Source organism: Erwinia sp. PsM31, from assembly GCF_030433775.1.
Taxonomy (GTDB): domain Bacteria; phylum Pseudomonadota; class Gammaproteobacteria; order Enterobacterales; family Enterobacteriaceae; genus Erwinia; species Erwinia aeris.
In genome coordinates this window covers 1-22,458 of sequence record NZ_JARUWZ010000021.1, presented here as the reverse complement: position 1 = coordinate 22,458, position 22,458 = coordinate 1, and the positions used below count along the sequence as shown (strand labels likewise).

Genomic DNA, 22,458 nt, shown 5'->3' with positions numbered 1-22,458 from the left:
CTGTTTAGCAGTATAACAGAAAAACCTCACGCAATGCCAGTACCTTAGCGATTTGCGTGCTTCATTATACGTGCTTTGTCTGTCTTCCACTCACGCTCTTTGATGTCGTCACGCTTGTCGTGCTCTTTCTTACCTCTCGCCACGCCGATTTTCAGCTTGGCCCAGGCGTTTTTCCAGTACAGCGACAGCGGCACGATGGTGTAACCGTCGCGATTAGCTTTGCCAAACAGCGTATCCAGCTCTCGCTCCTTCAACAGAAGTTTACGGGTGCGCGTAGGATCGCAAACCACGTGAGAGGATGCGCCGGTCAGCGCCTGAAAAGTTGCGCCGAACAGGAACGCCTCACCATCGCGCAGCATAATGTAGCTTTCGCTGATGTTGGCCTTACCTGCACGGAGAGATTTGACCTCCCATCCCTGGAGCGACAGACCCGCTTCGAACTCTTCCTCAATGAAGTATTCGTGGCGCGCCCGCTTGTTCATGGCAATGGTGGCAGAACCGGGTTTATGTGCTTTTTTCTTTGTCATAGTGCAACTTAGTGTACATGAAGCGGTGAATGATGGCATCCCCTGTAACAACAAGCGCGGGGAAAAGCGCTATTTTAGCAGAACGCTGGCGGCTGAGAATTTTTGTTTACAGGCCGTCGATGTTATTATTGTAAAGTTTAAGATTAACAGGAAACGTTATGTCCCAGATTAGTCGTTCTGCGCTGGTGCCCTACAGTGCTGAGCAAATGTTCCGGTTGGTAAACGATGTGGATGCCTATCCGGAGTTTCTACCAGGGTGTACCGGCAGTCGCGTGCTGGATTCCAGTGAGCAGCAGATGACGGCGTCGGTAGATGTTTCCAAAGCCGGGATCAGCAAAACCTTCGTCACGCGCAACACGCTGAACAACAACAAGAGCATCCAGATGCAGCTGGTTGACGGGCCTTTTCGCAAATTGACCGGCGGCTGGCAGTTTACCGAACTGAGCGAAGATGCCTGTAAAGTTGAACTGAATCTGGAGTTTGAATTCACCAACATGCTGGTCGAGATGGCGTTTGGCCGCATCTTTAAAGAGCTGGCCAGCAGCATGGTGCAGGCTTTCACCAAGCGCGCAAAAGAGGTTTACAGTGCCTGATATCGCGGTAGAAGTGGTCTATGCGCTTCCTGAAAAACAGTATCTTTATACGGTTAACGTGGAAGAGGGCGCCACTGTCGAACAGGCGATTAAAGCTTCCGGACTGCTGGAGCTGCGCAACGATATCGATCTTGCCAGCAACAAAGTGGGCATTTTCAGCCGTCCGGTTAAGCTGAGCGATGAAGTGCACAGCGGCGACAGGATTGAAATCTATCGTCCGCTGCTGGCCGATCCCAAAGAGCTGCGCCGCCAGCGCGCAGAGCGAGCCGCAAAAAAATAAGGCGCTCTTCAGCGCCTTATCTGTTTTTCTTCCCGTCGCCTTCCCAATCTACACGACCGCAGTCGGGCCGACAGGTTGGTCAGCCTCTGCCTTAGTGCTTATTGGACGACAGCTGAGGCTTGTTATCGATATTGGTCAATACGCCGTTGCTGTCAAAGGTCAGCGTCAGCGACTGCTGGGTCACAGGTTGATGGCCCGGCTCCTGACGGAAAACGTAATACCAGACGTTGCTGCCGAAAGGATCGTGCATCATCGGCGTGCCCAGGGTGTAAGCCACCTGCTGTTGGGTCATGCCGGTATGGATTTTAGAGACGTCATTCGCAACCAGGTAGTTGCCCTGGTTGATGTCCGGCCGGTAAACCACTCGCTCCAGAGTGGAACATCCGGCGGTCGTCATCAGCAGAACCACCGCCGCAGCAGTCAGCGTTTTACAGCGCATAAGTATCTTTATTCCTTTTCGGGCCAACACCTTGGGCATCAGGCTATTTTATATTCTGTATCGGTTTATCGCTTCGATCACAGCGTCAGAAGCCGATGATAATAAACCTTTCCGCAGTTGGAAACCTCTACGAAGCAAGGTTATGACCGCCGGATGCCAAAAAAGTGCCGTTTCAGGCCGCCAAAAGCTCTTTTGCGTTAGCTAAGGTGTTGCGCGTTACCTCGCTGCCGCCCAGCAGACGCGCCAGCTCCTGCAGACGCGCGCGCTTGTCCAGCGGCTGCATATGCGTTTCGGTCATCTCGCCGTCCGTTTCCTTGCTGACAAAGAAATGGTGATTACCACAGCCCGCCACCTGCGGAAGGTGGGTTACGCACATGACCTGGGTGGATTCGCCCAGCTGGCGCAGCATTTTACCGACGACCGCAGCGGTTGGGCCGCTGATACCCACATCCACCTCATCGAAAATCAAGGCTGGAGTATCCATCTTACGCGCGGTAATCACCTGAATCGCCAGCGCGATACGCGACAGCTCGCCGCCGGAGGCGACTTTAGACAGCGGCTGCAGCGGCTGCCCTGGGTTCGTGGTCACGCGGAACTCGATACGATCTGCGCCTTCTGCGGTCAGATGGTCCGGGTTGAACTGGACTTCAATAGCCAGGCGGCCGTGCGGCATTGACAGCGCGTGCATACTTTCGCCAATCAGCTGGCTCAGCTCCTGCGCATAGTGCATACGGCGCTCATGCAGACGTTCGGCGCATTCCACGGCGGTTTTGTGATGCTTTGCCACGGCCAGCGCCAGCTCTTCCTGATTGCTTTCCTGCTGATCGAGCTGGGCCTGCTCTTCCAGCAGCTGCTGATGATAGCCGGCCAGCTCGTCCGCAGAGATGCGATGCTTGCGCGACAGCGAGATATAGCGCGACAGACGCTGCTCCAGCTCGTAAAGACGGTTAGGGTCGAGATCTAAACGTTCGCAGTAATGACGCAGTTCGTCACTGGCCTCGCTGATCTGAATGGCCGCCTCGTCCAGCATGACGCAAACGCCGTTGAGTTTATCATCCATCGCCACCAGTTCGCTCAACAGCTGCTGCGCGGTATAAAGCTGGTTCTGCAACGTAGTATGTTCACCGTCGGCCAGCAGCATTAATGCCTGCTGGCTGGTGGACAGCAGCTGACCGCTGTTCGCCAGGCGCTTGTACTCTTCGTCGATGGCTTCATATTCGCCTGCGACCGGCGCAAACTCGTTCAGCTCTTTGAGCTGATACTGCAACAGCTCGCGACGGGCTTCACGCTCCTGCGACAGCTGCTGATGCTGCGCCAGCACGCGACAGCTCTGGTTCCACTGGCGATAGCTCTGCGCCACTTCCTGCATCAGGCCGTTCTCGCCCGCGTAGCCATCCAGCAGCGTTTTCTGATGTTCTGGCTTCAGCAGCAGCTGATGGGCGTGTTGACCGTGGATCTGAATCAGCAGCTGGCCCAGATCGCGCAGCTGGGAAAGCGGAACGGAGGTGCCGTTGATAAAGCCGCGAGAGCGGCCGTCGCTGCTGATTACGCGGCGCAGCAGGCATTCGCTGCCTTCGTCCAGCTGGTTCTCCACCAGCCAGGCGAGGGCAGAAGGAGTATCTTTCAGGGAGAAGCGGGCACAGAGGTCGGCGCGATTTGCGCCCTGACGCACCATATCGGCTTCAGCGCGACCGCCCAGGCAGAGGCCGAGCGCATCGATAGCAATAGATTTACCCGCGCCGGTTTCGCCGGTGATTGCGGTCATGCCACGCTGAAAATCGATTTCAAGTTCACGAACAATCGCAAAATTACTGATGGTCAGTTGTGCCAGCATAGAAAGCGTTCCTGTATGAAAACACAGATATGGTTTTTCATACAGTATATACTGGTTCTATAACCAGTAAAGTAGCTGGCAACGGATTTTAAAACAATTTTTTCGACCAGCCAAGTTTTGAGCTTAACGTATTGAAATAGTTGTAATTTTGCGGATGAATAAGATTCAGGTGATCGTCATTACGGCGGATCAGTACGTCTTCGCCTTCCTGGATAGGCAGCGCGATCTGACTGTCGCAGCTGACTTCCAGGTCGCTGCGCATATGGGAAAAGCGCAGCCGAATCGTACTGTTGCTGTTGATTACCAGCGGCCTGGCCGAAAGCGTATGCGGGAACATAGGCACAATAGTAATCGCATCCAGCGAGGGCGTCAGGATGGGGCCGCCAGCGGAAAGCGAATAGGCGGTCGACCCGGTCGGCGTAGAGATAATCAGGCCGTCGGAACGCTGCGAAAAGGCGAAGGTCTCATCGATATACACTTCAAACTCAATCATATGCGCGACCTTGCCGGGGTGCAGCACCACTTCGTTAATTGCCGTACCGACGCGCGGCTCGCGGCCCTGGCGGCAAACCCGCGCCTCCAGCAAAAAGCGGCTTTCCGTAATGTACTTGCCTTCCAGCACGTCGGCCAGCTGCTGCTGCGCGTTATCCGGATCGAGGTCGGTCAGGAAACCCAGATTGCCGCGGTTGATGCCAATGACCTTGATATCGTAGCGAGCCAGCACCCGCGCCGCGCCCAGCATATTGCCATCGCCGCCTACCACCACCGCCAGATCGGCCTTTTGCCCGATTTCTGACAGCGAGCCGGTTTCGACGTCGGCCAGATTCAGCTCGCGGGCTATCTGCTCTTCGATGATCACCTGATAGCCCTTCGCCGTAAGCCAGCGACAGAGCATTTCGTGAGTGGTCAGCGCGGTAGGATGGCGCGGATGGCCCACAATACCGATGCAGTTAAAATGGTTGTTCATGATGCTGGCGTTCCTCATGAGGTAAACTACCTCAGACAATGTAACGGGTTCCCTTGAAACCGCAATTCTGATCCCCATAATAAGCGAACCAGCGAGATGAATGTGCACAAACGCGGAGAAATTCATGAGTAGTAAAGAACAGAACACACCAAACGAGCAAGTCTCAGACGATATCGAGATGGAACAGGCAACCCAGGACGCGGAGACAGCAGAAGGCGTGGATCCGCGTGATGAGCGCATTGCCGAGCTGGAAGCCCAGCTGGCACAGGCGCAGGGTGGCGTTCGTGAAGCGCAGCTGCGTGCTCAGGCCGAAATCGAAAATATTCGTCGCCGCACCGAACTGGATGTGGAAAAAGCGCATAAATTTGCGCTGGAAAAATTCGCCAACGAGCTGCTGCCGGTTATCGACAGCCTGGAGCGCGCGCTGGAACTGGCCGACAAAGAGAACAGCGAGCTGACCGCGATGATCGAGGGTATCGATCTGACGCTGAAATCCCTGCTTGGCGCCGTGCGTAAGTTCGGCGTGGAAGTGGTTGGCGACGTCAACGTGCCGTTTAACCCGGAAATCCATCAGGCGATGTCGATGATTGAATCCGAAGACGTGGCGCCGAATCACGTGCTGATGGTCATGCAGCGCGGCTACACGCTGAACGGTCGCCTGCTGCGCCCGGCAATGGTTGCGGTAGCGAAAGCCAAAGGCTGATAGCTATAACGAAAAAAAGCACCTTCGGGTGCTTTTTTTGTGTCCGCAGCCGCAGCCAGAGAAGCTAGTCTGGCAGAACCGGCGTCCAGTCTATCGGCTGCTCACCGTGCTGTTCCAGCCATTCATTGGTTTTGGAAAAGTGTCCGCAGCCAAAGAAGCCGCGATGGGCCGAAAGCGGAGAAGGGTGGGGCGCCTGTAAAACATGATGGCGCTGGCGATCGATAATGCTGCCTTTTTTCTGCGCGTGCGATCCCCATAGCAAAAACACCACGTTCTCGCGATGCTCGTTAATGACGGCAATCACGCGGTCGGTAAAGGTTTCCCAGCCGAAACGGGCATGTGAATGCGCCTGTCCCGCCTCCACGGTTAAGACCGTATTCAACAGCAGCACGCCCTGACGCGCCCAGCTTTCCAGAAAACCATGATTGGGACGCTGGAAGCCCGGAATATCGGTGACCAGTTCCTTATACATATTCACCAGCGACGGCGGCACGGCCACGCCGGGCAGCACCGAGAAGGCAAGGCCATGCGCCTGATTAGGGCCGTGATACGGATCCTGACCGAGGATCACCACTTTGACATCGCCCAGCTCCGTCAGGCGAAAAGCATTGAACACGACCTTTTGCGGCGGATAAACGGTTTTTCCGGCCGCACGTTCTTTAGCCACCATCGATAACGTCTCGATGAAGTAAGGTTTCTCTTTTTCCTCTGCCAGCACATCGTGCCAGGTCAGCGTATTGACCATGTCCGCCTCCTTTAGGGTAATCAGGGTGTAGCTTAGCGCGGATCGCTACCGACACAAACTTAAAATAAAGTTTAAAAATACAAAAAAACCAGGAAAGAGCGGTGCGGTAAAGTTGAGATAAATCATAAAGTTGACGATATGTGCACAGTAAAGGACGCTCACTTTTTGATTTCGGTCAAAGCTGCCTGGTTTCCAGGCTGTTATATAGGTCGGATACAGATCAATTTTCTCTGCTGATATTTCATCAGCCACCAACCGCCTGGGAGGCAACAATGATTTCCGGAATCCAAATCACCAAAGCAACTAATCCAGCGCTAGTTAACTCTTTCTGGCTACTCGATAATGAAAAAGAAGAGGCTCGCTGCATCTGCGCCAAGGACAGCTATAAAGAAGATCAAATTGTACCGGTAAGCGATTTCGGCCAGTTTGAATACCGCGACGTACCGCTGGATATCCAGCCGCAGGTACGCGTAGAGGGTGGTCAGCACCTGAACGTTAACGTGCTGCGCCGTGAAACGCTGGAAGATGCCGTCAAACATCCGGAAAAATATCCGCAGCTGACGATCCGCGTGTCAGGCTACGCCGTGCGTTTCAACGCGTTAACGCCTGAACAGCAGCGCGATGTGATTGCTCGTACCTTTACTGCAAGCCTGTAAGAGAAAGACGGCTGCCTGAGGATAATAAGGCGGGCGCTGAAAATAACATCAGGGAAATATTATCTTAGTTTATTGAAATATAAGATGTAATTTAAAAACAAGGAAAGGGCCGCGCAGCTGCATGGCAGAAATCAGTATTTCAGGCAGAAAATCAGGTTAAACAGTAATAAATAAAATAAAAGATGTAAAAAAACCGCCCTGACGAGGGCGGTTTTTTGTTGGGCAGCGTATTTATTCAGCGCTGTCGGTTTTTGGCGCAGAGCTCGGCTTGCGACGCTTGCCAACGTTTTTGGCATCGCGATGGCGTTTCTTCACGCGCGGCTTCTCTTCGCTATCTTTCTTCTCTTTCTGCTCTTTACGCTTCGCCAACACTTTCTTCGACGGCTTGCCGTTCAGCTTTTCGCTTGGCGCGCGCGTGGTTGGACGCAGCTCATCGATGGTGCGGGCCTTCAGCGGCTCGTTGACGTAGCGGCTGATTTTACCCAGCAGTAAAAAGTCATGCGCTTCCACCAGTGAAATCGCGGTGCCTTTTTTGCCCGCGCGGCCGGTACGACCGATGCGGTGCAGATAGGTATCCGCCGTGCGCGGCAGATCGAAGTTAAAGACGTGACTGACATCGTCAATATCGATGCCGCGCGCCGCGACGTCGGTAGCCACCAGCACGTTGACACGGCCATCGACGACACGCTTAATCGCTTCGTTACGCTTGAACTGCTCCAGTTCACCTTCCAGATAGCTGGAGTTGATACCGGCGTCGCGCAGCCAGCCGCACAGCTCATGCACACGCTCGCGCTTGCGCACGAAGATCACCGAACGGGTGACTTCCGGCTGTTTCAGCAGGTGAAGCAGCAGGGCGGTTTTATGCTTAACGTCATCGGCGCGGTAATACCATTGCAGGATCTTCTTGCGCTCGCGGCGGGCGGGATCGGCTTCAATCTCGACCGGCTCGTTAAGCAGGCGCTCGGAGAAATCTTTAATCGCTTCGCCTTCCAGCGTGGCGGAGAAAAGCAGCGTCTGTTTACGCCAGCGGGTTTCCGCCGCGATAGTTTCGATATCCTGCGCGAAGCCCATATCCAGCATACGGTCGGCTTCATCCAGGATCAGCGTCTCTACCGCGCGGCAGTCAAAGTTCTCTTCTTTGATGTATTGCAGCAGACGACCGGTGGTAGCGACTACCACATCCTGGTTTTCGCTGAACACTTCCGCATGGTTCATATAAGCCACGCCGCCGGTGATGGTCGCGATATCCAGATGCGTATTTTTCGCCAGCTCGCGAGCCTGATCGGCCACCTGCATCGCCAGTTCGCGAGTCGGTGTCAGGATCAGAATACGCGGCGGGCCGGATTTTTTGCGCGGGAAGTCCAGCAGATGCTGGAGCGCAGGCAGCAGGTAAGCCGCGGTTTTGCCTGTACCTGTTGGTGCCGAACCCAGAACGTCGCGACCCTCCAGTGCAGGCGGGATCGCAGCGGCCTGGATTGCCGTGGGGCGCGTGAAGCCCTTTTCCTGCAGGGCGTCCAGCAGGCTTTCATCAAGTTCGAGTTCGGAAAAAGTGGTTACAGTCATGGTCTACCTCAGTTTGGGGCGCTGATTATAGACAGATTGCGCGCGATCTTCATCTCTTTGTGTGGAATGAATGACTTTTCCTTGCATCTTAATTGTCCTATGCTAGCGCCGTTTCCCTTTCAGGTCGCTTAAATGTCACAACAAAAAGCGGTATTACGCCCTAACGGCTTTACCTTTAAACAATTTTTTATCGCGCACGATCGCTGCGCCATGAAGGTCGGCACCGACGGCGTGCTGCTGGGTGCGTGGGCGCCGGTGGCGGAAGCTACCGCCGTGCTGGATATTGGCACGGGCAGCGGCCTGATTGCGCTGATGCTGGCGCAGCGTACCGGCGAAAACGTCCTGGTAGAGGCGGTCGAGCTGGATGAAAAGGCTGCCGCGCAGGCGCAGGAAAACGCAGCGGCTTCGCCCTGGGCCGATCGTATCCGCATCCATCAGGACGATATTCGCCACTGGACAAAACGGTGCGAGCGCCGCTACTCGCTGATTGTCAGCAATCCGCCCTATTTTGTACCGGGCAGCGAATGCGCCACGCCGGCACGTGCCTCGGCGCGCTCTACTACCGATCTGACACATGATGTTCTGCTGGCCTGCGCCGAGGAGCTGATCACCGAAGACGGTTTCTTTTGCGTGGTGCTGCCGACAGCGGCAGGCGATCGGCTGGTGGCGCTGGCGCTACAGCGCGGCTGGCATCTGCGTTTTCGTACCGACGTTGCCGACAATGATAACCGGCCGCCTAACCGCGTGCTGTTGGCGCTGTCGCCTGAATCGGGCGAACCGTTTCTGGATCGCATGACGATACGCGGGCCGGATCAGCGTTATTCAGAAGCGCATTGCAGCCTGACCCGCGACTTTTATCTTTTCCGTTAATCAGGGCGTCAGGATGGTCGGTCTGGCTTCCGCCAGCCGCTGGGGATAATCCAGCGTATAGTGCAGGCCGCGACTCTCTTTTCTTGCCATCGCGCAGCGCACCATCAGTTCCGCCACCTGCACCAGGTTACGCAGCTCCAGCAGATTATTGGAAATACGGAAGTTGGCGTAATACTCATCAATTTCCTGCTGAAGCAGGGTGATCCGGCGCAGCGCTCTTTCCAGCCGTCGGGTGGTGCGCACTATCCCCACGTAGTCCCACATAAAAAGCCGCAGCTCATGCCAGTTATGCTGAAGGATGACCTGCTCGTCCGAGTCGTCCACGCGGCTTTCGTCCCACGCGGGCAAATTATCTACCGGCCCAACGCGCTGAAGCCAGGTGGCGATATTCTCTGCCGCCGACCAGCCGTAAACCAGGCATTCCAGCAACGAGTTAGAAGCAAGACGATTGGCGCCGTGCAGCCCGGTATAGCTGACTTCGCCTATGGCATACAGGCCGTTCAAATCGGTGCGGCCATAGTGATCCACCATCACGCCGCCGCAGGTATAGTGCGCCGCCGGGACAATCGGAATCGGCTCCTTCGTCAGATCGAAACCCAGCGTCTTCAGCTTTTCGGCAATGGTCGGGAAGTGCGCCCTGACAAATTCCGGCGGTTTATGGCTGATATCCAGATACATGCAGTCCGCGCCCAGCCGTTTCATCTCATGATCGATGGCGCGGGCGACGATATCCCTTGGCGCCAGCTCTGCGCGCTCGTCGAAGTCAGGCATAAAGCGCGTGCCGTCGGGTCGTTTCAGCAGCGCGCCTTCGCCCCGCAGCGCTTCGGTCAGCAAAAAGTTTCTCGCCTCGGGATGGTACAGGCAGGTCGGGTGAAACTGATTAAACTCCAGGTTAGCCACGCGACAGCCCGCGCGCCAGGCCATGGCGATGCCGTCGCCGGAGGCCACATCGGGATTGGTGGTGTACTGGTAAACTTTGGCGGCGCCGCCGGTCGCCAGCACTACCGCCCGGGCGCGGCAGGTTTCCACCTTTTCGCGTTTGCGGTTCCAGATCCAGGCGCCCACGACGCGGCGCTCGCCCGGCAGGCCGATTTTATCTGAGACGATCAAATCCACCGCGTTGCTGCGCTCAAGGATGGTAATGCCGGGATGGCTGAGTGCCTGGCTGACCAGCGTGGTTTCTACCGCGCGGCCGGTGGCGTCGGCGCTGTGCAGGATACGGCGATGGCTGTGGCCGCCTTCACGCGTCAGATGATAGCTGCTGTCCGTGTCCGCTTTATCAAACATCATGCCGTTATCGATTAGCCACTGCACACAGTGGCGGGCATTACTGGCGATAAAGGACACTGCCTCCCGATCGCAGAGGCCGTCACCCGCAATCAGCGTATCTTCCACATGTGAGGCAACGCTGTCGGTTTCATCGAAAACGGCCGCTATCCCGCCCTGGGCATACAGCGTCGAGCCTTCGTTGATCGGCCCCTTGCTTAATACGGTTACCCGCTGCTGGTCGGCCAGACGCAGCGCCAGCGACAGGCCTGCCGCACCGCTGCCAATAATTAACACGTCACAACTGTAATCGGATGCCAGAGTCATAGTGTTTAATTTACTAAACAGGTTGTTTGCTGAGCATAGCGCCGTTCGCAGAAGCAAAAAAGGTTTTTTTCTGTACAGCGCAAAAAACAGCGCCCCAGACCGTTCGGACTGGCCTGAAAAATGGCGGCCTTCCTGTACATCCCGCCGGGCCGGTTTATTATGATGAACCTGCAAGATTTAAAGATGAAAAAGCGCCTTTCTTAGAGTACTCTGCGGCGATGATGCACATGACACCACAAATATAACGGCGCAACGGAACTTTACTCATGACCATTACTCTAAGCGGATGCTTGCTCGAAAATTATGAGTTACGGGTAGTTCAAATACGCGTGGAAAAAGATTTGGGGAGACATTACCTCGGATGAGCGAGCAGTTAACGGATCAGGCTCTCGTAGAGCGAGTGCAGAAGGGAGATCAGCGGTCATTCAATTTACTGGTAGTGCGCTATCAGCATAAAGTGGCGAGCCTGGTTTCCCGCTACGTGCCCTCTGGAGATGTGCCTGACGTAGTGCAGGAATCATTTATTAAAGCCTATCGCGCGCTGGAGTCGTTTCGCGGGGATAGCGCTTTTTATACCTGGCTCTATCGGATAGCCGTCAATACGGCCAAAAATTACCTGGTTGCTCAGGGACGTCGGCCGCCCGCCAGCGATGTAGACGCTATTGATGCGGAAAACTTTGAAAGCGCTGGCGCGCTGAAAGAAATATCGAACCCTGAGAACTTAATGTTGTCGGAAGAATTAAGGCAGATGGTTTTCCGTACCATTGAGACGCTGCCCGAAGATCTCCGTATGGCGATCACGCTTCGGGAACTGGATGGGCTGAGCTATGAAGAGATAGCCGCCATCATGGCGTGTCCGGTGGGCACGGTTCGTTCCCGTATTTTCCGGGCGCGTGAAGCCATCGACAATAAAATTCAACCACTTATCCAACGCTAGCGATAGCGGACACAGGAAGGGTACTGAGGCATGCAGAAAGAACAACTTTCCGCTTTAATGGATGGTGAAACTTTAGATAATGAAGTTTTGTCCGCATTGTCTGAAGACGCTGTGCTGCAAAAACAGTGGGAAAGCCATCATCTTATCCGCGATACCCTGCGTGGCGACGTTGCGCCGGTAATGCATTTCGATATCGCGGCGAAAGTCGCGGCGGCTATCGAAAAAGAACCGCTGCCGTTGAAGAGAGCGATACCAGAGGCGCAGCCCGAACCGCAGAGCTATGACAAGCTGCCGTTCTGGCACAAAGTGCGTCCATGGGCCGCGCAGCTTACCCAGGTCGGCGTGGCGGCGTGCGTGTCGCTGGCGGTGATCGTGGGCGTGCAGCACTATAACCAGCCTGCTGAAGGGCAGTCGCAGTCAGAGTCGCCGGTATTCAATACGCTGCCGATGATGGGCCAGGCGTCGCCGGTCAGTCTGGGCGTGCCGGCGGAAACCAACAGCAGTGCGCCACAGCAGGTACAGGATCAGCGTCGTCGCGTTAACGCGATGCTGCAGGATTACGAACTGCAGCGCCGTCTGCATTCAGAGAGCCTGCAGTTCGAGCAGACGCCTGCCCAGCAGGCAGCTGTTCAGGTGCCGGGTAACCAGTCGTTAGGAATTCAGCAGCAGTAATGAAGCAGCTTTGGTGCGCCGTCAGCCTTATGGCTGGCAGCCTGTTTTATTCCTCCTTCGCCCCGGCGCAAACCACGTCCGGGGCGCTGTTGCAACAGATGGAGCAGGCCAGCCAGTCCCTCAATTACGAACTCGCCTATATCAACGTCTCGCGGCTGGGCATTGAGTCGCTGCGTTTTCGCCATGCCGTTCTGGACAGCAAGACCTATGCACAGCTGCTGCATATGGATGGGCCGCGCCGCGAGATTGTTCAACGCGGTAACGAGATCAGCTATTTTGAACCGGGTCTGGAGCCTTTTACTCTGCCCGGTAAACATATTGTTGATTCGCTGCCGTCGCTGGTGTTCGCCGATTTCCAAAAGCTTTCCGAATATTACGATTTTGTACCGGTAGGGCGGACGCGTATCGCCGATCAGCTGTGCGAAGTGATCCGCATCGTGGCGCGCGACGGCACCCGCTATAGCTATATTGTCTGGCTGGACAGCGATACCCGGCTGCCGTTAAGGGTCGATCTGCTCGATCGGGACGGCGAAACGCTGGAGCAATATCGCGTGGTCAGCTTTGCGGTGGATGACGGCGTCAGAAAAATGATGCAGGGGCTGGATAAAGCCAGCCTGCCGCCGTCGCTTTCGGTGCCGGCCAGCGATAAAGCCACCTTCGCATGGCGGCCGTCGTGGTTGCCGAACGGCATGAAAGAGGTTACGCAGAGCCGCAGGCAGATCCCTTCGCTGAACAAGCCGGTTGAGTCGCGCCTCTATTCTGACGGGCTGTTCAGCTTCTCGATCAACGTCAGTGCGGCAGACAAAAACAGCGTGTCGCAACAATTGCGCACGGGACGACGTACGGTGCATACGGAAATACGCAATAATAAAGAGATCACGGTGGTTGGCGAGCTTCCTCCTTCAACCGCCAAGCGTATCGCTGACAGCATAGGTAGCGCAAAATGATGAGAGAATGGGCCACGGTGGTCTCCTGGCACAACGGTGTGGCGACGCTGCATTCAGAAATGAAAACCTCCTGCAGCAGCTGCTCCGCCCGTAAAGGCTGCGGCAGCCACATGCTGAACAAGCTTGGGCCAAAGAACGCGCACGTGATGAAAATCGCCAGCGCGGAGCCGCTGGCGCCGGGGCAGCGTATTGAACTGGGCATTGAAGAGAAGAGCCTGCTCAGCTCGGCGCTGCTGGTTTATATGACGCCGCTGCTGGGCCTGTTTATCGTGGCCGGGCTGTTTCAGATGCTGTTTCACAGCGATCTGGCTGCCGCTGCGGGTGCGCTGCTTGGCGGCATCGGCGGGTTTATCATCGCTAAGGGCATTTCCGGCTATTTGGGGAAATCCGCCTCTTTTCATCCGGTGATTCTGAGCGTGGCGCTTCCGCCGGATGCGCTGCGCGTTGAAACCGAATAACGCTTAATCCGGCAGGCCGTCGGCACTTTTATCCCTTATCGCTATCCTGCGTTCCGGCGCGTGTCCCGTCGCGCTGCGGTCACGATTAAAGCAGTAGACGCGCGGCCCGCAGGGAAATCATACGCTATGCATGTGAATTCTTTCGTGGCGGGGGCTAACAGTGTAAGATGCGTGCTCATTGATGGCGGGTACATTGCAGTCGGTCTCTACGGCTCTGTCCACCGCAAGAACTAAACCGAACGTTTAAGCGAAAAAATTCATATAAATGAAGCATATAAGAAACTTTTCTGTCATCGCTCATATCGACCACGGCAAATCGACGCTCTCTGACCGTTTGATTCAGATCTGCGGTGGTCTCACCGAACGCGAAATGGCGGCTCAGGTACTGGATTCTATGGATCTGGAGCGCGAGCGCGGCATTACCATCAAGGCACAGAGCGTAACGCTCGACTACCACGCTCCTGACGGTGAAACTTACCAGCTCAATTTTATCGACACGCCGGGTCACGTTGACTTCTCCTATGAGGTTTCCCGCTCGCTGGCGGCCTGTGAAGGCGCGCTGCTGGTGGTGGACGCCGGTCAGGGTGTGGAAGCGCAGACGCTGGCCAACTGCTACACCGCGATGGAAATGGATCTGGAAGTGGTACCGGTACTGAACAAGATTGACCTGCCGGCCGCCGATCCCGATCGCGTCTCGCAGGAAATCGAGGATATCGTCGGTATCGATGCTACCGACGCCGTGCGCTGTTCGGCCAAGACCGGCGTCGGCGTGCCTGACGTGCTGGAACGTCTGGTGCGCGATATCCCGCCGCCGGAAGGCGATCCGGAAGGCCCGTTGCAGGCGCTGATTATCGACTCCTGGTTCGATAACTATCTGGGCGTTGTCTCGCTGGTGCGTATCAAAAACGGCACGCTGCGCAAGGGCGAAAAAATCAAGGTAATGAGTACCGGGCAGACGTATAACGCTGACCGTCTGGGTATCTTTACCCCGAAGCGCGTCGATCGCGATGCGCTGAATTGCGGCGAAGTAGGCTGGCTGGTTTGCGCCATCAAGGACATCCTGGGCGCGCCGGTAGGCGATACGCTGACGCTGGCGCGCAACCCGGCGGAAAAAGCGCTGCCTGGCTTTAAGAAAGTGAAGCCGCAGGTCTATGCGGGCCTGTTCCCAATCAGTTCTGACGACTATGAAGCTTTCCGCGACGCGCTGGGCAAGCTGAGCCTTAACGACGCCTCGCTGTTCTACGAGCCGGAAAGCTCTACCGCGCTGGGCTTCGGCTTCCGCTGCGGCTTCCTGGGTCTGCTGCATATGGAGATCATTCAGGAGCGTCTGGAGCGTGAATACGATCTCGAACTGATCACCACGGCGCCGACGGTAGTGTATGAAGTTCTGACCACCTCAGGCGACACCGTCTACGTTGACAGCCCGGGCAAACTGCCGCCGCTGAACAATATCGAAGAGCTGCGCGAGCCGATCGCCGAGTGTCATATGCTGCTGCCGCAGGAATACCTGGGCAACGTCATCACGCTGTGTATCGAGAAGCGCGGCGTGCAGACCAATATGGTTTACCACGGTAACCAGGTGGCGCTGACCTATGACATCCCGATGGCGGAAGTGGTGCTGGACTTCTTCGACCGTCTGAAATCCACCTCCCGTGGCTACGCGTCGCTGGATTACAACTTCAAACGCTTCCAGGCTTCCAACATGGTACGCGTTGATGTGTTGATTAACTCCGAGCGCGTTGACGCGCTGGCGCTGATCACCCACAACGATAATGCGCCATACCGTGGCCGCGAGCTGGTGGAGAAGATGAAAGATCTGATCCCGCGTCAGCAGTTTGACATCGCGATCCAGGCGGCCATCGGCAACCACATTATTGCCCGTTCTACCGTTAAACAGCTGCGTAAAAACGTGCTGGCGAAGTGCTACGGCGGCGACGTCAGCCGTAAGAAGAAGCTGCTGCAGAAGCAGAAAGACGGTAAGAAGCGCATGAAGCAGGTCGGCAACGTCGAACTGCCTCAGGAAGCCTTCCTGGCCATTCTGCATGTGGGTAAAGAGAGTAAGTAAAGCCTAAGACGACGAGGGAACTGGAATGGCTAATATGTTCGCCCTGATACTGGCGATAGCAACGCTCGTAACCGGTATTATCTGGTGCGTGGACAGATACAAGTGGGCGCCGGCCCGCAGGGCCAGCCAGGCGCTTGCGGAGGCTTCAGCAGACAATGTGGGCGAGAAAAAAACCGGGCAGCCGGGCTGGATAGAGACGGCCGCGTCCGTTTTCCCGGTACTGCTGCTGGTGTTTGTGGTGCGCTCTTTTATCTATGAGCCTTTCCAGATCCCGTCAGGGTCGATGATGCCGACGCTGCTGATTGGCGACTTTATCCTGGTAGAGAAATTTGCCTATGGGATTAAAGATCCGATCACGCAGACCACGCTGATCCCAACCGGGCACCCTAAGCGCGGCGATATCGCGGTGTTTAAGTACCCGAAAGATCCAAGCATGGATTATATTAAACGCGTGGTAGGGCTGCCTGGCGACCGCGTCAGCTACGATCCGCAGAGCAAAACCGTGACGGTGAATCCGGCCTGCGCGCCAGAAAAAACCTGCGATACGGCGCTGCCGATCACCTATTCCGACGTTGAGCCAAGCGATTTTATCCAGACCTTCAGCGGCTTTGACGGCAACGAAACCGGCAACGGTTTCTGGCAGAAGCCGCAGGGTGAAACCATCCGCGGCGGTCTGCGTCTCGCTACGCGTAACGAAAAGCTGGGCGACGTCACGCACCGCATTCTGCTGGTGACCCAGGCGCAAAGCCAGGCAAGCTCTTACTATCAGCAGCCGGGCCAGCCGCAGTCCACGTGGGTCGTGCCCGCCGGCATGTATTTCATGATGGGCGATAACCGTGACAACAGCGCCGACAGCCGCTACTGGGGCTTCGTGCCGGAAAGAAATCTGGTCGGCAAAGCCACCGCTATCTGGATGAGCTTTGAAAAGCAGGAAGGGCAATGGCCAACCGGCGTTCGCCTGAGCCGTATTGGCGGTATTCACTGACGGCGCGCAGGCGCCGCTGCAAAAGGGTGGCTTCCCTTGGGGAGCCACTGCACACGAAACAGTCTCGTGTTGGCGTGTCCAGCCCTGTTCCCTGTGCAGGAAAATTTTCGCATTAAGATATTGGTAACGCATGAATCCCATCGTAATTAACAGGCTCCAGCGGAAGTTGGGCTACACTTTTACCCATCAGGAACTGTTGCAGCAGGCGTTGACCCATCGCAGCGCCAGCAGTAAACACAATGAAAGACTGGAGTTTCTGGGCGACTCCATCCTCAGTTACGTGATTGCCAACGCGCTCTATCACCGTTTTCCACGCGTGGACGAAGGCGATATGAGCCGGATGCGCGCCACGCTGGTGCGGGGCAATACGCTGGCGGAGATGGCCCGGGAATTCGATTTAGGCGAATGCCTGCGTCTGGGGCCAGGCGAACTGAAAAGCGGCGGCTATCGTCGCGAGTCGATCCTGGCCGATACCGTAGAAGCGCTGATTGGCGGCGTGTTCCTGGACAGTAATATCCAGACGGTAGAACAGCTGATCCTCGACTGGTACGCCAGCCGTCTCGATCAGATTAGCCCGGGCGACAAACAGAAAGATCCAAAAACGCGTCTGCAGGAGTATCTGCAGGGTCGTCATCTGCCGCTGCCCTCCTATCTGGTGGTGCAGGTGCGTGGCGAAGCGCATGACCAGGAATTTACTATCCACTGCCAGGTAAGCGGCATGACGGATCCGGTTGTGGGAACCGGCTCCAGTCGTCGCAAAGCTGAGCAGGCAGCGGCCGAACAGGCGCTGATTAAGCTGGGACTTGAATGAGCGAACAAACCACCCATTGCGGCTTTATTGCTATCGTAGGCCGCCCGAACGTTGGAAAATCCACGCTGCTGAACCAGTTACTGGGGCAGAAGGTTTCCATTACCTCGCGTAAACCGCAAACCACGCGCCATCGCATTATGGGCATCCATACGGAAGACGGCTATCAGGCGATCTACGTCGATACGCCGGGCCTGCATATGGAAGAGAAGCGGGCGATCAACCGCCTGATGAACCGTGCGGCCAGCAGCTCAATCGGCGACGTCGAGCTGGTGATCTTCGTTGTGGAAGGCACGCGCTGGACGGCCGATGACGAAATGGTGCTGAACAAGCTGAAAGAGAACAAGGTGCCGGTGCTGCTGGCGATCAACAAGGTCGACAACGTTACCGATAAAACCATTCTGCTGCCGCATATGCAGTTCCTGAGCCAGCAGATGAATTTTATGGACGTGGTGCCGATCTCTGCCGAAACCGGTAAAAACGTTGATACCATCGCCAGCATCGTGCGCAAGCGCCTGCCGGAAGCGGAACATCACTTCCCGGAAGAGTACATCACCGATCGCTCGCAGCGCTTTATGGCCTCCGAGATGATCCGTGAAAAGCTGATGCGCTTCCTGGGCGCCGAGCTGCCTTATTCGGTGACGGTGGAAATCGAGCAGTTTGTGACCAACGATCGCGGCGGCTATGATATCCACGGCCTGATCCTGGTCGAGCGTGAAGGCCAGAAGAAAATGGTTATCGGCAACAAAGGCGCGAAGATCAAAACCATCGGTATTGAAGCGCGCAAAGACATGGAAGAAATGTTTGAAGCCAAAGTCCACCTGGAGCTATGGGTGAAGGTTAAATCCGGTTGGGCAGACGACGAACGTGCGCTGCGTAGCCTGGGTTACGTAGACGATCTGTAATTGATGGAAGGCTGGCAACGCGCATTTGTCCTGCACGGACGTCCCTACAGCGAAACCAGCCTGATGCTCGATCTCTTTTCGGAAAACTACGGCCGCGTGCGCGTCCTGGCCAAAGGCGCGCGCGGCAAGCGTTCCAGCCTGAAAGGCGCCTTACAGCCTTTTACGCCGCTGCTGGTACGCTGGGGTGGGCGCGGCGAGGTGAAAACCCTGCGCGGCGCCGAACCCATCTCTCTTGCCCTTCCTCTGACCGGTATTTCCCTCTACTGCGGCCTGTACGTTAATGAGCTGATAGCTCGCGTGCTGGAGCAGGAAACCGCCTTTACCGAGCTTTTTTTCGACTATCTGCACTGTGTTCAGGCGCTGGCTGCGGGCGTCGGCTCGCCGGAACCGGCGCTGCGCCGCTTCGAGCTGGCGATGCTGGGCCATCTTGGCTACGGCGTCGATTTCCTGCACTGCGCGGGCAGCGGCGAAGAGGTTACGGATGATATGACCTATATCTATCGCGAGGAAAAAGGCTTTATCGCCAGCCTGGTGAAAAGCCATAAAAGCTTTACCGGACGCGAGCTGCGGGCGCTTTATGAACGCAGCTTTCCGGATAGCGAGACGCTCAGGGCCGCCAAGCGTTTCACCCGCATGGCGCTCAAGCCCTATCTGGGCGGAAAACCACTGAAGAGCCAGGAGCTTTTTCGACAGTTCGTGCCGAAAAAACGCGCGGACGCGCCCGAGTAAAGTCGCCTGGCTGTACCGGGGAACGGCGCGGACGTACACTGTAGCCCTCGTACATTATTCTGAGGTTTGTTATGGCTGAACTCCTGTTAGGCGTCAATATCGACCACATCGCCACCGTGCGCAACGCTCGCGGCACGCATTATCCCGATCCGGTACAGGCTGCTTTTGTTTCCGAGCAGGCCGGCGCGGACGGCATCACCGTCCATCTGCGCGAAGATCGTCGCCACATCACCGATCGTGACGTCAGAATTCTTCGTCAGACCATTCAGACGCGCATGAACCTCGAAATGGCCGTGACCGATGAAATGGTCGACATCGCCTGCGAGATCAAACCCCATTTCTGCTGTCTGGTGCCGGAAAAGCGCGAAGAAGTCACCACCGAAGGCGGCCTGGACGTGACGGGCCAGCAGGAAAAAATCACCTTTGCCGTTTCGCGCCTGAAAGAGGCGGGCATTCAGGTTTCGCTGTTTATCGATCCCGACCATCGGCAGATTGATGCCGCCATGGCCTCCGGCGCGCCCTATATCGAAATTCATACCGGCGCCTATGCGGAAGCGGAAGAGGGCGCGGTACGCGACGCGGAGTTCCGTCGTATTAAAGATGCGGCGGCCTATGCGCACGACAAAGGCCTGAAGGTGAATGCGGGCCACGGGCTGACCTATCATAACGTGCAGCCGATCGCCGCGCTGCCGCAGATGCATGAGCTGAATATCGGACACGCTATTATCGGCCGCGCGGTGATGAGCGGGCTTGCCGATGCGGTAAGCGAGATGAAGGCGCTGATGCGGGAAGCGCGTCGCTAATGGCTATTCTGGGGCTGGGCACGGATATCGTGGAAATCGACCGTATCGAAGGCGTGATTTCCCGCTCCGGCGACAGGCTGGCGAAACGCGTGCTGAGCGAAAACGAATGGGCGCAGTATCAGGCGCATCAGCAGCCGGTGCGCTTTCTTGCCAAACGGTTCGCGGTAAAAGAGGCTGCGGCTAAGGCGTTTGGTACCGGCATACGCGGCGGCCTGGCTTTTAACCAGTTTGAGGTTTACAACGACGAGCTGGGCAAGCCGGGGCTGCGTTTCTTTCAGCAGGCGGCGGAAGTGGCGCAAAAGCTGGGCGTCGCGCACGTTCATGTCACGCTGGCGGACGAGCGTCACTACGCCTGCGCTACGGTGATTATCGAAAGCTAATTCGGTCGGGCTGGTTGCATCGCCAGTCCGACCGCTGCGCGCCTCAGAGGTCGCCCGTTCAGGAGGCGACGTGATGCAGGAGCACAAACTTTTCCCACAGCCTGTCGCTGCTTTCCACACATTCCGGATCGCTGATAATCGTACTATCAATAGGGCAAACCTGCTGACAGGTTGGCGTGTCGTAATGACCCACGCACTCTGTACAGCGGTTCACATCGATCTCGTAAATGCTTTCGCCCATGGAAATCGCCTGGTTCGGGCACTCCGGCTCGCACATATCGCAATTGATGCAGCGTTTAGTGATCAGTAAAGCCATGTTCAGCGAATACCCTTAACGGAAGAAGGGGCGTAATTTACCACACTGAACGACCGTTTCCCACGGCCTGTCTTCGGGTCGTTAGCCAGCCGTTGTTGCTCAGGGATGCCAGAGCGAAGATTTCGCAATGCCGGCGACATACTGCATCTGCGTAACCTCTTCAACCGGCAGGCGGATCGGTGCGTGATCCTCATTAACCGGCAGCAGATGGTAAAAGCCGTCGCGTTTAAACAGGAAGGTTTTCACCATCACCTCGCCGCTGCTGGTGACCACCAGCACCTCATCGCCCGGATGAAAATTCTGATTCGGCTCCACGATCACAAACTCACCCTCTTTGATCCTTGGCATCATCGAATCCCCCACGCATTTCAGCGCGTAGACGTCGCGATCGCAGGAAGGCCAGCGTAGAAACCCGTCACCATTGCCAACAGGATATTGCATATCGCTCCAGTAGCCGCTGTGGCCAAGTTGAGTATTGCCCAGCACCGGCACCTTATGCAGCACCAGCGAGTGAAGCTCGCCTGTCACGCCCGGCGCATGTTGTGCAGCCGATGCCTGTAAGTCGCGCTCGATCAGATCGATGGGCGAAACGTGAAAATAATCCGCCAGAGACTTCAGCGTGGTGTACTTTGGGTCTTTCACTTCTCCCGTCAGCAGCCGGTGCAGGGTGGACTGCTGTAGCCTGACCTTTTTAGAAAGCTCCGTCACGCTGCCGATGCCCTCTCTTTCCATCAAGTGCTTGATGTTACTGTTGAATACATCCAAATCAAAGATCATTTTATCTTCCTGTTATTGCGCGCTAACGTTGCAATTATGCGTTTTTGCATTAGAATAGGTGTTGTTAAGGCGATTATGCTTCATCAGATAATGCAGTTTAGTATAATTCATCGCCACAGTCATCCTGCCCGATCGGGCAGGCCACAAAAGAGTCAGGTAAGAAAAGGAGGTCGGTTGATGCGTAATATACAAAAAGTACTGGAACGTTGGGGCGGTTGGGCTGTGGCAGAGGGCACGCAGCTTGACTGGTCGCCGGTTGCGGCGGGCTTTAAAGGGCTGCTGCCGGATGAGCGGAGAAGCCGACTCTCCTGTAGCGACAGCGACGGGCTGATTGTCGATGCGGCTATCGCCAAATTGCACAAGGTCGGGCGTACGGACGAGGTCGAGCTGATTATCCTGCACTACCTCTATAATATTTCCAAATCCGCCATTGCCCGGAAAAAGAAATGCTCGGAAGGCAAAGTAAGGAACCAGCTGATGATAGCTGAAACCTTTATTGATGCCTGTATAATTATGAGCGATGCGGAGCTGGAAATGGATGCCTGGATATAAAATTTCTTCGTTACGAATATAAAAATATAAAAGCAAAGAATAATTTAATTATGACCAGATGTCGTAAGGCAAGTCTACGTTGTTACGCAATTTGCATACATAGCAAAAATAATATTGATCAGGGCTTTTCGTAACGATTTTATACGCGTAAAGTAGCAACATGGTTCTTTAACGATTGCGAACCACAAAGAGAATGTCTTCTATATGCACTCCGTTGTCTGCCTTATTGGCAGGCAGGAGTGCATTTTTTATGCCTCAAACTTTCCTGCGTTCTTAAATAAAAAGATTAGCACTAAGGGGTTTTCGTTACGAAATAAACCCCTTAATGTAGCAGCATGGATTAGTGACAGGCAG

At 55.8% G+C, this 22,458-nt stretch carries 26 protein-coding genes; 17 read left to right on the top strand and 9 right to left on the bottom strand.

Annotation, left to right across the window (positions count from 1 at the left end; all coding sequences use genetic code 11):
* Nucleotides 1-44: 44 nt before the first annotated feature.
* A complete protein-coding gene (gene smpB / locus QCD69_RS15590) occupies nt 45-527 on the bottom strand; it encodes an SsrA-binding protein SmpB (RefSeq protein WP_125289457.1) in 483 nt (160 codons plus the stop codon).
* A 158-nt stretch (nt 528-685) separates the two neighbouring features.
* On the opposite strand from smpB, the gene QCD69_RS15585 reads away from it, so the two are divergent.
* Together QCD69_RS15585 and QCD69_RS15580 are read left to right on the top strand one after the other, a co-directional pair.
* The gene (locus tag QCD69_RS15585) at nt 686-1,120 is read left to right on the top strand and encodes a type II toxin-antitoxin system RatA family toxin (protein ID WP_125289458.1); all 435 of its coding nucleotides are present in this window, start codon (nt 686-688) and stop codon (nt 1,118-1,120) included.
* Nucleotides 1,113-1,400 (top strand): RnfH family protein, encoded by a 288-nt coding sequence (locus QCD69_RS15580; protein WP_125289459.1) that lies wholly within the window; start codon nt 1,113-1,115, stop codon nt 1,398-1,400. Before QCD69_RS15585 ends, QCD69_RS15580 begins: the two co-directional genes overlap by 8 nt.
* Nucleotides 1,401-1,491: 91 nt before the next feature.
* On the opposite strand, the gene bamE is transcribed toward QCD69_RS15580, so the two are convergent.
* From bamE to nadK, 3 genes are all read right to left on the bottom strand, one after another.
* A complete protein-coding gene (gene bamE / locus QCD69_RS15575) occupies nt 1,492-1,839 on the bottom strand; it encodes an outer membrane protein assembly factor BamE (protein WP_301252666.1) in 348 nt (115 codons plus the stop codon).
* A gap of 172 nt (nt 1,840-2,011) precedes the next feature.
* Nucleotides 2,012-3,673: a DNA repair protein RecN gene (recN, locus tag QCD69_RS15570; RefSeq protein ID WP_125289461.1), complete on the bottom strand. Its 1,662-nt coding sequence runs from the start codon at nt 3,671-3,673 to the stop codon at nt 2,012-2,014.
* Nucleotides 3,674-3,761: 88 nt separating this feature from the next.
* Nucleotides 3,762-4,640 (bottom strand): NAD(+) kinase, encoded by an 879-nt coding sequence (gene nadK / locus QCD69_RS15565; protein WP_301252664.1) that lies wholly within the window; start codon nt 4,638-4,640, stop codon nt 3,762-3,764.
* A gap of 124 nt (nt 4,641-4,764) precedes the next feature.
* Between nadK and grpE the strand changes: the two genes are divergently transcribed.
* Complete coding sequence (gene grpE, locus QCD69_RS15560; RefSeq protein ID WP_125289463.1) at nt 4,765-5,343, top strand: nucleotide exchange factor GrpE; 579 nt, start codon at nt 4,765-4,767, stop codon at nt 5,341-5,343.
* A gap of 64 nt (nt 5,344-5,407) precedes the next feature.
* Here the strand turns inward: grpE and ung are convergent, their stop codons facing one another.
* Nucleotides 5,408-6,088 (bottom strand): uracil-DNA glycosylase, encoded by a 681-nt coding sequence (gene ung, locus QCD69_RS15555; RefSeq protein WP_301252663.1) that lies wholly within the window; start codon nt 6,086-6,088, stop codon nt 5,408-5,410.
* Between the two features lie 272 nt (nt 6,089-6,360).
* Between ung and grcA the strand changes: the two genes are divergently transcribed.
* The gene (gene grcA, locus QCD69_RS15550) at nt 6,361-6,744 is read left to right on the top strand and encodes an autonomous glycyl radical cofactor GrcA (protein ID WP_253459159.1); all 384 of its coding nucleotides are present in this window, start codon (nt 6,361-6,363) and stop codon (nt 6,742-6,744) included.
* 231 nt (nt 6,745-6,975) lie between these two features.
* Here the strand turns inward: grcA and srmB are convergent, their stop codons facing one another.
* On the bottom strand, nt 6,976-8,307 hold the full coding sequence (gene srmB, locus QCD69_RS15545; protein ID WP_253459161.1) for an ATP-dependent RNA helicase SrmB: 1,332 nt from the start codon (nt 8,305-8,307) through the stop codon (nt 6,976-6,978).
* A 132-nt stretch (nt 8,308-8,439) separates the two neighbouring features.
* Here srmB and trmN point away from each other — a divergent pair, with 132 nt between their 5' ends.
* Nucleotides 8,440-9,177, top strand: coding sequence for a tRNA(1)(Val) (adenine(37)-N(6))-methyltransferase TrmN (gene trmN, locus QCD69_RS15540; protein ID WP_301252662.1), 738 nt, complete (start codon nt 8,440-8,442; stop codon nt 9,175-9,177).
* On the opposite strand, the gene nadB is transcribed toward trmN, so the two are convergent.
* On the bottom strand, nt 9,178-10,770 hold the full coding sequence (nadB, locus tag QCD69_RS15535) for an L-aspartate oxidase (protein ID WP_301252660.1): 1,593 nt from the start codon (nt 10,768-10,770) through the stop codon (nt 9,178-9,180).
* Nucleotides 10,771-11,131: 361 nt separating this feature from the next.
* Between nadB and rpoE the strand changes: the two genes are divergently transcribed.
* The 11 genes from rpoE (at nt 11,132) to acpS (ending at nt 20,459) form a co-directional block, all read left to right on the top strand.
* Nucleotides 11,132-11,707, top strand: coding sequence for an RNA polymerase sigma factor RpoE (gene rpoE, locus QCD69_RS15530; protein ID WP_125289469.1), 576 nt, complete (start codon nt 11,132-11,134; stop codon nt 11,705-11,707).
* A gap of 30 nt (nt 11,708-11,737) precedes the next feature.
* A complete protein-coding gene (gene rseA / locus QCD69_RS15525) occupies nt 11,738-12,379 on the top strand; it encodes an anti-sigma-E factor RseA (protein WP_301252659.1) in 642 nt (213 codons plus the stop codon).
* The gene (rseB, locus tag QCD69_RS15520; protein WP_253459174.1) at nt 12,379-13,326 is read left to right on the top strand and encodes a sigma-E factor regulatory protein RseB; all 948 of its coding nucleotides are present in this window, start codon (nt 12,379-12,381) and stop codon (nt 13,324-13,326) included. Before rseA ends, rseB begins: the two co-directional genes overlap by 1 nt.
* Nucleotides 13,323-13,784 (top strand): SoxR-reducing system protein RseC, encoded by a 462-nt coding sequence (rseC, locus tag QCD69_RS15515; protein ID WP_253459178.1) that lies wholly within the window; start codon nt 13,323-13,325, stop codon nt 13,782-13,784. Before rseB ends, rseC begins: the two co-directional genes overlap by 4 nt.
* 265 nt (nt 13,785-14,049) lie before the next feature.
* Nucleotides 14,050-15,849, top strand: coding sequence for a translation elongation factor 4 (lepA, locus tag QCD69_RS15510; protein ID WP_253459182.1), 1,800 nt, complete (start codon nt 14,050-14,052; stop codon nt 15,847-15,849).
* A gap of 25 nt (nt 15,850-15,874) precedes the next feature.
* Complete coding sequence (gene lepB, locus QCD69_RS15505) at nt 15,875-16,834, top strand: signal peptidase I (protein ID WP_253459185.1); 960 nt, start codon at nt 15,875-15,877, stop codon at nt 16,832-16,834.
* A 130-nt stretch (nt 16,835-16,964) separates the two neighbouring features.
* The gene (gene rnc / locus QCD69_RS15500) at nt 16,965-17,645 is read left to right on the top strand and encodes a ribonuclease III (protein ID WP_125289475.1); all 681 of its coding nucleotides are present in this window, start codon (nt 16,965-16,967) and stop codon (nt 17,643-17,645) included.
* Nucleotides 17,642-18,547, top strand: a complete 906-nt coding sequence (gene era, locus QCD69_RS15495) for a GTPase Era (protein ID WP_253459188.1) — start codon at nt 17,642-17,644, stop codon at nt 18,545-18,547. Before rnc ends, era begins: the two co-directional genes overlap by 4 nt.
* Nucleotides 18,548-18,550: 3 nt before the next feature.
* A complete protein-coding gene (gene recO, locus QCD69_RS15490; protein WP_253459192.1) occupies nt 18,551-19,276 on the top strand; it encodes a DNA repair protein RecO in 726 nt (241 codons plus the stop codon).
* 71 nt (nt 19,277-19,347) lie between these two features.
* Nucleotides 19,348-20,079 carry a pyridoxine 5'-phosphate synthase gene (pdxJ, locus tag QCD69_RS15485; protein WP_301252656.1) on the top strand — a complete coding sequence of 244 codons (732 nt, stop codon included), beginning with the start codon at nt 19,348-19,350 and terminating at the stop codon, nt 20,077-20,079.
* Complete coding sequence (gene acpS, locus QCD69_RS15480) at nt 20,079-20,459, top strand: holo-ACP synthase (RefSeq protein WP_125289479.1); 381 nt, start codon at nt 20,079-20,081, stop codon at nt 20,457-20,459. Before pdxJ ends, acpS begins: the two co-directional genes overlap by 1 nt.
* A gap of 58 nt (nt 20,460-20,517) precedes the next feature.
* On the opposite strand, the gene QCD69_RS15475 is transcribed toward acpS, so the two are convergent.
* Nucleotides 20,518-20,775: a YfhL family 4Fe-4S dicluster ferredoxin gene (locus tag QCD69_RS15475; protein ID WP_301252654.1), complete on the bottom strand. Its 258-nt coding sequence runs from the start codon at nt 20,773-20,775 to the stop codon at nt 20,518-20,520.
* A 99-nt stretch (nt 20,776-20,874) separates the two neighbouring features.
* Entirely contained in the window at nt 20,875-21,552 is a 678-nt protein-coding gene (locus tag QCD69_RS15470; RefSeq protein WP_253459205.1) for a S24 family peptidase, read from the bottom strand.
* A gap of 177 nt (nt 21,553-21,729) precedes the next feature.
* On the opposite strand from QCD69_RS15470, the gene QCD69_RS15465 reads away from it, so the two are divergent.
* The gene (locus QCD69_RS15465; protein WP_253459207.1) at nt 21,730-22,104 is read left to right on the top strand and encodes an antiterminator Q family protein; all 375 of its coding nucleotides are present in this window, start codon (nt 21,730-21,732) and stop codon (nt 22,102-22,104) included.
* Nucleotides 22,105-22,458 lie beyond the last annotated feature (354 nt).

Excerpts from the sequence above, each read along its gene's own strand:
- trmN (WP_301252662.1), top strand. The coding sequence starts at position 8,440 with ATGTCACAACAAAAAGCGGTATTACGCCCTAACGGCTTTACCTTTAAA.
- bamE (WP_301252666.1), bottom strand. The coding sequence starts at position 1,839 with ATGCGCTGTAAAACGCTGACTGCTGCGGCGGTGGTTCTGCTGATGACG.
- QCD69_RS15470 (WP_253459205.1), bottom strand. The coding sequence starts at position 21,552 with ATGATCTTTGATTTGGATGTATTCAACAGTAACATCAAGCACTTGATG.
- rseA (WP_301252659.1), top strand. The coding sequence starts at position 11,738 with ATGCAGAAAGAACAACTTTCCGCTTTAATGGATGGTGAAACTTTAGAT.
- rpoE (WP_125289469.1), top strand. The coding sequence starts at position 11,132 with ATGAGCGAGCAGTTAACGGATCAGGCTCTCGTAGAGCGAGTGCAGAAG.
- QCD69_RS15585 (WP_125289458.1), top strand. The coding sequence starts at position 686 with ATGTCCCAGATTAGTCGTTCTGCGCTGGTGCCCTACAGTGCTGAGCAA.
- rseB (WP_253459174.1), top strand. The coding sequence starts at position 12,379 with ATGAAGCAGCTTTGGTGCGCCGTCAGCCTTATGGCTGGCAGCCTGTTT.
- grcA (WP_253459159.1), top strand. The coding sequence starts at position 6,361 with ATGATTTCCGGAATCCAAATCACCAAAGCAACTAATCCAGCGCTAGTT.
- rseC (WP_253459178.1), top strand. The coding sequence starts at position 13,323 with ATGATGAGAGAATGGGCCACGGTGGTCTCCTGGCACAACGGTGTGGCG.
- era (WP_253459188.1), top strand. The coding sequence starts at position 17,642 with ATGAGCGAACAAACCACCCATTGCGGCTTTATTGCTATCGTAGGCCGC.
- pdxJ (WP_301252656.1), top strand. The coding sequence starts at position 19,348 with ATGGCTGAACTCCTGTTAGGCGTCAATATCGACCACATCGCCACCGTG.
- QCD69_RS15465 (WP_253459207.1), top strand. The coding sequence starts at position 21,730 with ATGCGTAATATACAAAAAGTACTGGAACGTTGGGGCGGTTGGGCTGTG.
- nadB (WP_301252660.1), bottom strand. The coding sequence starts at position 10,770 with ATGACTCTGGCATCCGATTACAGTTGTGACGTGTTAATTATTGGCAGC.
- QCD69_RS15475 (WP_301252654.1), bottom strand. The coding sequence starts at position 20,775 with ATGGCTTTACTGATCACTAAACGCTGCATCAATTGCGATATGTGCGAG.
- nadK (WP_301252664.1), bottom strand. The coding sequence starts at position 4,640 with ATGAACAACCATTTTAACTGCATCGGTATTGTGGGCCATCCGCGCCAT.
- lepA (WP_253459182.1), top strand. The coding sequence starts at position 14,050 with ATGAAGCATATAAGAAACTTTTCTGTCATCGCTCATATCGACCACGGC.
- recO (WP_253459192.1), top strand. The coding sequence starts at position 18,551 with ATGGAAGGCTGGCAACGCGCATTTGTCCTGCACGGACGTCCCTACAGC.
- recN (WP_125289461.1), bottom strand. The coding sequence starts at position 3,673 with ATGCTGGCACAACTGACCATCAGTAATTTTGCGATTGTTCGTGAACTT.
- grpE (WP_125289463.1), top strand. The coding sequence starts at position 4,765 with ATGAGTAGTAAAGAACAGAACACACCAAACGAGCAAGTCTCAGACGAT.
- rnc (WP_125289475.1), top strand. The coding sequence starts at position 16,965 with ATGAATCCCATCGTAATTAACAGGCTCCAGCGGAAGTTGGGCTACACT.
- acpS (WP_125289479.1), top strand. The coding sequence starts at position 20,079 with ATGGCTATTCTGGGGCTGGGCACGGATATCGTGGAAATCGACCGTATC.
- smpB (WP_125289457.1), bottom strand. The coding sequence starts at position 527 with ATGACAAAGAAAAAAGCACATAAACCCGGTTCTGCCACCATTGCCATG.
- lepB (WP_253459185.1), top strand. The coding sequence starts at position 15,875 with ATGGCTAATATGTTCGCCCTGATACTGGCGATAGCAACGCTCGTAACC.
- ung (WP_301252663.1), bottom strand. The coding sequence starts at position 6,088 with ATGGTCAATACGCTGACCTGGCACGATGTGCTGGCAGAGGAAAAAGAG.
- srmB (WP_253459161.1), bottom strand. The coding sequence starts at position 8,307 with ATGACTGTAACCACTTTTTCCGAACTCGAACTTGATGAAAGCCTGCTG.